The sequence below is a fragment of the Halanaerobiales bacterium genome, from assembly GCA_035270125.1.
In the GTDB taxonomy this organism is placed as follows: Bacteria; Bacillota; Halanaerobiia; order Halanaerobiales; family DATFIM01; genus DATFIM01.
The window spans coordinates 1-6,219 of the sequence record DATFIM010000161.1 but is presented as its reverse complement, the minus strand read 5'-3'; the positions used below and the strand labels follow the sequence as shown (position 1 = coordinate 6,219).

Below are 6,219 nucleotides of genomic sequence, written 5' to 3'. Positions count from 1 at the left end.
GTAAATGGAAGAATTGTTCCCGATAAAACTATTTCTATAATTTCTGAAATAAATGGAAAAATTGAAGAATTGAATGTTGAGATGGGTCAGTATGTTGAAAAAGGAGAAAAATTAATTGTTTTTGAAGATGATCAAATACAGGCTCAGTTCAAACAGGCTGAAGCTTCTTTGAAAGCAGCTAAAGCTAATCTTGCCCGTTTGAAAAAGGGAGCCAGTAAAAATGATATAGATGCGAGTTTAGCAAATATAAAAAGGGCAGAAGCTTCTCTGGAGATGGCTAAAGCTCAACACACCTTATTATTAGAAGGGGCAAGTGAAGAAGATATTAAAAGAGCAGAAGAATCATATAATCAGGCTGTTGCTTCTTATGAAGGAGCAAAAAAATCTCTGGAATCGATTAGAAAAATTGTTAATGACAAGACTTCACTTAAACAACAGTTAAATAATGCGGAAATGCAGAGAGAAACATCAAAAAAACAGTTGGAAAGTGCTGAAAAAAGATATGAACAAAGCGACTTAAGTCTTGAGCAGGCTGAAAATAATTTTGAACAGGCTAAAAAAGAATATGAAAGAACAAAAAATCTATATGAAGATGATGTAGTTACTGAAAAGCAATTTGAAGCAGTTGAAAGTCAGTATAAAAATGCCCAACTAGCAGTTAGAAATGCTAGATCTGCCAAAGAAAGTGCTGAAATTGCTTTAAAACAGGCCCAAATTAGTTATGAAGCAGCTAAAGAAAGTTATAGACTTACTAAAGAAAGTTTTGATGATCCTACTGAATTAAATCAACAATTAGATTCTGCCAAAACTCAGGTCGAAGTTTCAGAGTCAAATATGAAAATAGCTAAAGCTAATTTAGATAAAGCCCAAAAAGGTGCAAGAAAAGAAGAAATAAATAGAAGTCTGGCTCAGGTTAAACAGGCAGAAGCTGCCTTAGAGAGTTCCAAAGCCAATCATGAAAAACTTAAAGCTGGAGCCAGTGATGAAGAAATTAGAGCAAGTGAAGCTCAGGTTGAACAGGCTGAGGCAGCTCTTGAACAGGCAAGACTTAGATTAGAAGATGCAGTTATTAGCAGTCCTATATCTGGTTTTGTAACAAATGTAAACACAAGTGAGGGACAGCTTATAGGTCAGGGTAGTTCTCTTTTTAATATTGTTAAATTAAATCCAGCATATGTTAGAGTTGGAGTAAGTTCTGATGTATTAGTAAATATTGAAAAAGATGAAAAAGTTGAGGTAGAATTGTTGGATTATAAAAATGAAGGAAAAGAAGGAACAATTACCAATATAAGCCCAATGCGAGATCAACAGACCCAATTATATACAGTTATGGTTAAGATAAATAATGAAAACAATAAATTAAAAGCAGGTATGTTTGCCGATGTTAATTTTACTTTAAATACCAAAGAAAATGTTGTAGTTATTCCAGCTGATTCGGTTTTAGATCTTGATGGGGAGCCCTATGTATTTGTTATAGAAAATGGTAAATCAGTTAAAAAAGAGATTAAAGTTGGATTAATAAATAAAAACAAAGTAGAAGTGATAGAAGGTATTAATCAGGGTGAAGAGATTATAACCCAGGGCCATAAGTCTCTACAGGAAGGTGAAGAGGTAGAGGTGATTAGTAGATGAAGTTATCAAATTTAGCAATAAAACGTCCAGTAACAACTACTATGGTTGTTTTACTGGTTGTTTTACTGGGATTTATATCTTTTAACAGAACAAATTTAGATTTATTTCCGGATATAACCTATCCAGGTGCTGCAGTTATAACTTCCTATAGTGGAACTGGACCTGAAGAAGTGGAAACAATGGTTACAAAACCACTTGAAAGTTCTCTGGCAACTGTAACTAATATTCAAACTTTATCTTCGACATCAAGTAAAGGCCAATCAACGGTAGTAGCTGAATTTTCCTGGGGAACAGATATGGATACAGCCTCTATGGATATGCGTGAAAGTATTGATATGATTAGAGATGCTCTTCCTGATGAAGTAAATGACCCTTTTGTAATACAGTTTGATCCTTCGATGATGCCCATAATGCAAATGGGTGTAACAGCAAATATGGATTTAGCTGAATTAAAAGAGTTGATTGAAAATAAGGTTTCTCCAAACTTAGAAAGATTAGAAGGAGTTGCTGCAGTTAATTTAGTAGGTGGAAAAGAAAGAGAAATTCTAGTAGAAGTAAGTGAAAATAAATTAAATAATTATAATGTTTCATTTGAATCTATCCGCAACTCTTTAATGGTAAATAATCTGAACATGTCTGGGGGTAGTGTCCGCAGAGGAGATATAGAATATTTAGTTCGGGTAACAGGAAAATTTGAATCTTTAAATGAAATTAAAGAAATTAAAATTGCTACAGCAAGTGGTGGTATTGTATCTTTAGATGAACTGGCTACAGTTACTGATACTTATAAAGAAATGACTTCAAAATCTAAACTTAATGGAAGTCCAAGTATAGGTTTGACAGTGCAAAAAGCTACTGATGCTAATACTGTTGCTGTATCTAATCGAGTAAAAGAAGAAATTAATAAATTGCAAAATGATTATGATTCTAATGGTTTGCAATTATTGCCTATTATGGATCAGGCTGATTATATAGAACAATCAGTTGGTAATGTCGGGAGAAATGCAATATATGGAGCTATTTTAGCTGTTTTAGTACTCTGGTTTTTCTTAAGAAATATAAGGAGTACAATAATTATTGCTACAGCTATACCAGTTTCTGTTATTACTACCTTTATGCTCCTATATTTTGGAAATTTAACTTTAAATTTAATGACTTTAGGTGGTTTAGCTCTTGGGGTTGGTATGCTTGTAGATAACTCGATTGTTGTTTTAGAAAACATATACAGATATCGCAAAGAAGGTTTAAGTAAGTTAGAGGCAGCCCATAAAGGAAGTAATGAAGTTGGTATGGCTATTGTAGCTTCTACTATTACCACTGCTATTGTATTTTTACCAGTAGTTTTTGTAGGAGGAATGGCTTCCCAAATATTTCAGGAATTAGCAATAACAGTTGCTTTTGCTCTGCTTGCTTCTTTAATTGTTTCTTTGACATTGATACCGGTTATGGCTTCTAAAATTCTTAAAACAAATGAAAAAGAAGAAAAAACTAATCAATGGTTTGAAAAATTAAAAGGAGGATATACCAGCAGTCTTAGCTGGGCTATAGACCATCACTGGTTGGTTTTAATAGTTGTAGTCGTATTTTTTGCAGGTAGTTTATTTTTATTCCCAACTATTGGCCAGGAATTTATTCCAGGAATGGACCAGGGCCAGTTTACAATAACTGCTAATATGCCTGTTGGAACTCCTCTGGAGACAACTGAAGAAACAGCAACTAAAATTGAGAATACTGTTCTTGATATTCCGGAAGTTGATACTATGCTTACCAATATAGGTTCTACCGGTCAGATGATGGGTGGTAGTCAAACTGGATCTGAAATTGCAAGTATTTCTGTTAATTTAGCTGATTTAGGTAATAGAGAACGGTCAACCCAGGAAGTTATGGAAGAAGTGAGAAATAAAATAAATATTCCAGGAGTTGAATTAAATATTGAAGCCCAGGATATGATGGGTGGAGGTGGAATAGCTGGAGGTAAACCAGTTGTAATTAGAATTCTTGGAAATAATCTCAATACTCTTGAAAACATTTCACAATCAATTAAAAATGAAATAACAAATATCGATGGAATAAGAGGAGTTGAAGATAGTATTTCTGAGGGTAGACCTGAGATGCAGGTTAAAGTTAATCGTAATTTAGCTGCCAACTATGGTTTGAGTATAGCTCAAATTGGTTCAACTATTGAAACATCTATTAGTGGAAATACTGCTACTCGCTATGAAGTTGGAGGAGAAGAATATGATGTAACAGTAACTTTACCTGATAATAAAATAAATTCTCCTGAAGATGTAAAAAATATGACTATCTCATCTCCCCAGGGCTCAAAAGTAAAATTATCCAGTATAGCAAATTTTGCAATTGAAACAGGACCAAGATCAATTACAAGAGAAAATCAGCAGCGTTATGTTACAGTAAGTGCTGATCTATTTGAAAGAGATCTGGGAGATACTATGGATGAAATTAGAAATAAATTGGATGAAAATCTAACTTTACCTGCTGGTTATGATCTTGAATATGGTGGAGAATATCAGGAAATGCAAAATGCCTTTAGTGATTTAGGTTTTGCCTTTATCCTGGCGATAGTCTTAGTTTATATGGTAATGGCTTCTCAATTTGAGTCATTAGTTGATCCATTTATTATAATGTTTACTGTACCGATGGCAATTATTGGAGTATTATTTGGACTGTTTATAACTGGATATACTCTTTCAGTAGTTTCCATTATAGGTCTGGTAATGCTGGCCGGAATAGTTGTAAATAATGCTATTGTTTTAGTTGACTATATAAATACTGTACGTATGAGAGGAAAAGAAATGAAGGAGGCAATAATTGAAGCGGCTCCTGTAAGATTAAGACCGGTAATGATGACTGCTTTAACTACAATCCTTGCTTTATTACCAATTGCTTTAGGATTTGGTGAAGGAGCAGAAATTCAGGCTCCAATGGCAGTTGTTGTTATTAGTGGATTAATTGTAGCTACCTTTTTAACACTTTATGTAGTTCCTGTTTTATATGCAATTTTTGAGAAATATGCTAAAAAAATTAAATAGATAACCTAATATAATCTAAGTAAAATAAAATGCTGTCAGTTAATAATTCGCTGACAGCATTTTTATAATAAGTTATTTTTTTGGTTTTGTACTATAATTAATTCTATTTTCTAACCAGGGACCAAGATAAGGAAAAAGTAATAATGTAGCAATAATAAGAGAAGTAAAATGTCTATTTTCTACTGTATCTTCCATTGCAATGACTAATAAAAGATGTTCAATTAATCCCCAGACTATAAGACCTAAAAAGGATCCTAAAATAACTACTGGAATTCTTAAGATCTTCCAAACTAAATCATTCATACTGTATTTTTGCTTTCTAAACCAGAGATTTGTATTATACCCACCCCAAAATCCAGTAATACCTACATATGATCCAAATAACATAAAAAATATAGTTCCAACTGTATTCCAGGAATTTAAAATCGCAAAAATAAAAGCAATTAACGTAAATATCAGTCCACTAGTTGTAGCTTTACGTCCTGTTTTGATAAGAAAATAATCTTCACTATTATTTTGATTATACTGCATAAAAAACCTCCTATAAATCTTTATCTAATATAAATATACCATATTTTTATTTTTCAAGCAAAAAATAATTAATAGGAGTGAGATATGAATTGTAATTTAATAATTGATAAATTCTGCTATATCTTCTTTTATTACAGCAAGAGATTTTTTCCAGAACTCTACAGACTGCACATCAATATCTAGCATTTTAGCCACATCTTCAATATTATTTTTACCTGTTTGAGCTAAAAGTTTATCATATTTTTTTCTGAATCCTTCAGGATTTTTTTCATATTCAGCATAAACACCTTTTCCAAAAAGAAGACCAAAGGCATAGGGGAAATTATAATAATTTAAATCAGCTGAATAATAATGAGGTTTTGGGATCCACATATAAGGGTGGAGATAATCGTGGTCTAAACCTTCACCATATGCTTTTTTCTGGGCTTTAAGCATTAATTCTTTTAATTCATCAACATTTAAAGATGAATTTTTTCTTTTTTCAAGTAGATTTTTTTCAAAAGTAAATCTACTATATATATCAACAATGACCTGACCAGCCTGAGAAATGGAATTTTCAAGAATAGCCAAAAATTCCTCTCCATCTGTTTTATTTAAAGCAGCTTTTGTAATTATTGTTTCATTAAAAATAGAAGCAGTTTCAGCTAAAGGCATTGGATAACTGGTATTTAGAATTTCTTCATCTTTTAAACAATTACCATGATAAGCATGACCCAATTCATGAGCTAAAGTTGTTAAATTACTGAAACTACCATTAAAATTAGCTAAAATTCTACTTTCACCAATTGCCTGGATATTAGAACAAAAAGCTCCTCCTCTTTTCCCTTCTCTTGGTTCAGCATCAATCCAGTTATTTTGAAAAGCATTATCAACAAAATTGGCTAATTTTTCATCAAAAGACTCAAAATTATCTATGATGAATTCAGCGGCTTCTTCATAACTATAATCTGATTTACTTTCTCCCATTGGGGCAAAAAGATCATAAAAAGGCAGTCCATTTTCATGA

At 32.3% G+C, this 6,219-nt stretch carries 4 protein-coding genes; 2 read left to right on the top strand and 2 right to left on the bottom strand.

What is annotated here, in order from left to right:
• A partial coding sequence (locus VJ881_08350) for an efflux RND transporter periplasmic adaptor subunit (protein HKL76064.1) occupies positions 1-1,632 on the top strand: 1,632 nt, incomplete at its 5' end.
• A complete protein-coding gene (locus VJ881_08345; GenBank protein ID HKL76063.1) occupies positions 1,629-4,682 on the top strand; it encodes an efflux RND transporter permease subunit in 3,054 nt (1,017 codons plus the stop codon). The genes VJ881_08350 and VJ881_08345, both read left to right, overlap by 4 nt.
• A 72-nt stretch (positions 4,683-4,754) precedes the next feature.
• Here VJ881_08345 and VJ881_08340 read toward each other — a convergent pair whose 3' ends face one another.
• Together VJ881_08340 and VJ881_08335 are read right to left on the bottom strand one after the other, a co-directional pair.
• A complete protein-coding gene (locus tag VJ881_08340; protein HKL76062.1) occupies positions 4,755-5,213 on the bottom strand; it encodes a hypothetical protein in 459 nt (152 codons plus the stop codon).
• Between the two features lie 96 nt (positions 5,214-5,309).
• The coding region (locus VJ881_08335; protein HKL76061.1) for a M3 family metallopeptidase at positions 5,310-6,219 on the bottom strand (910 nt) is incomplete at its 5' end.

Bases quoted from the DNA above. Each gene is read 5' to 3' on its own strand.
- VJ881_08340 (HKL76062.1), bottom strand. From the start codon at position 5,213: ATGCAGTATAATCAAAATAATAGTGAAGATTATTTTCTTATCAAAACA.
- VJ881_08345 (HKL76063.1), top strand. From the start codon at position 1,629: ATGAAGTTATCAAATTTAGCAATAAAACGTCCAGTAACAACTACTATG.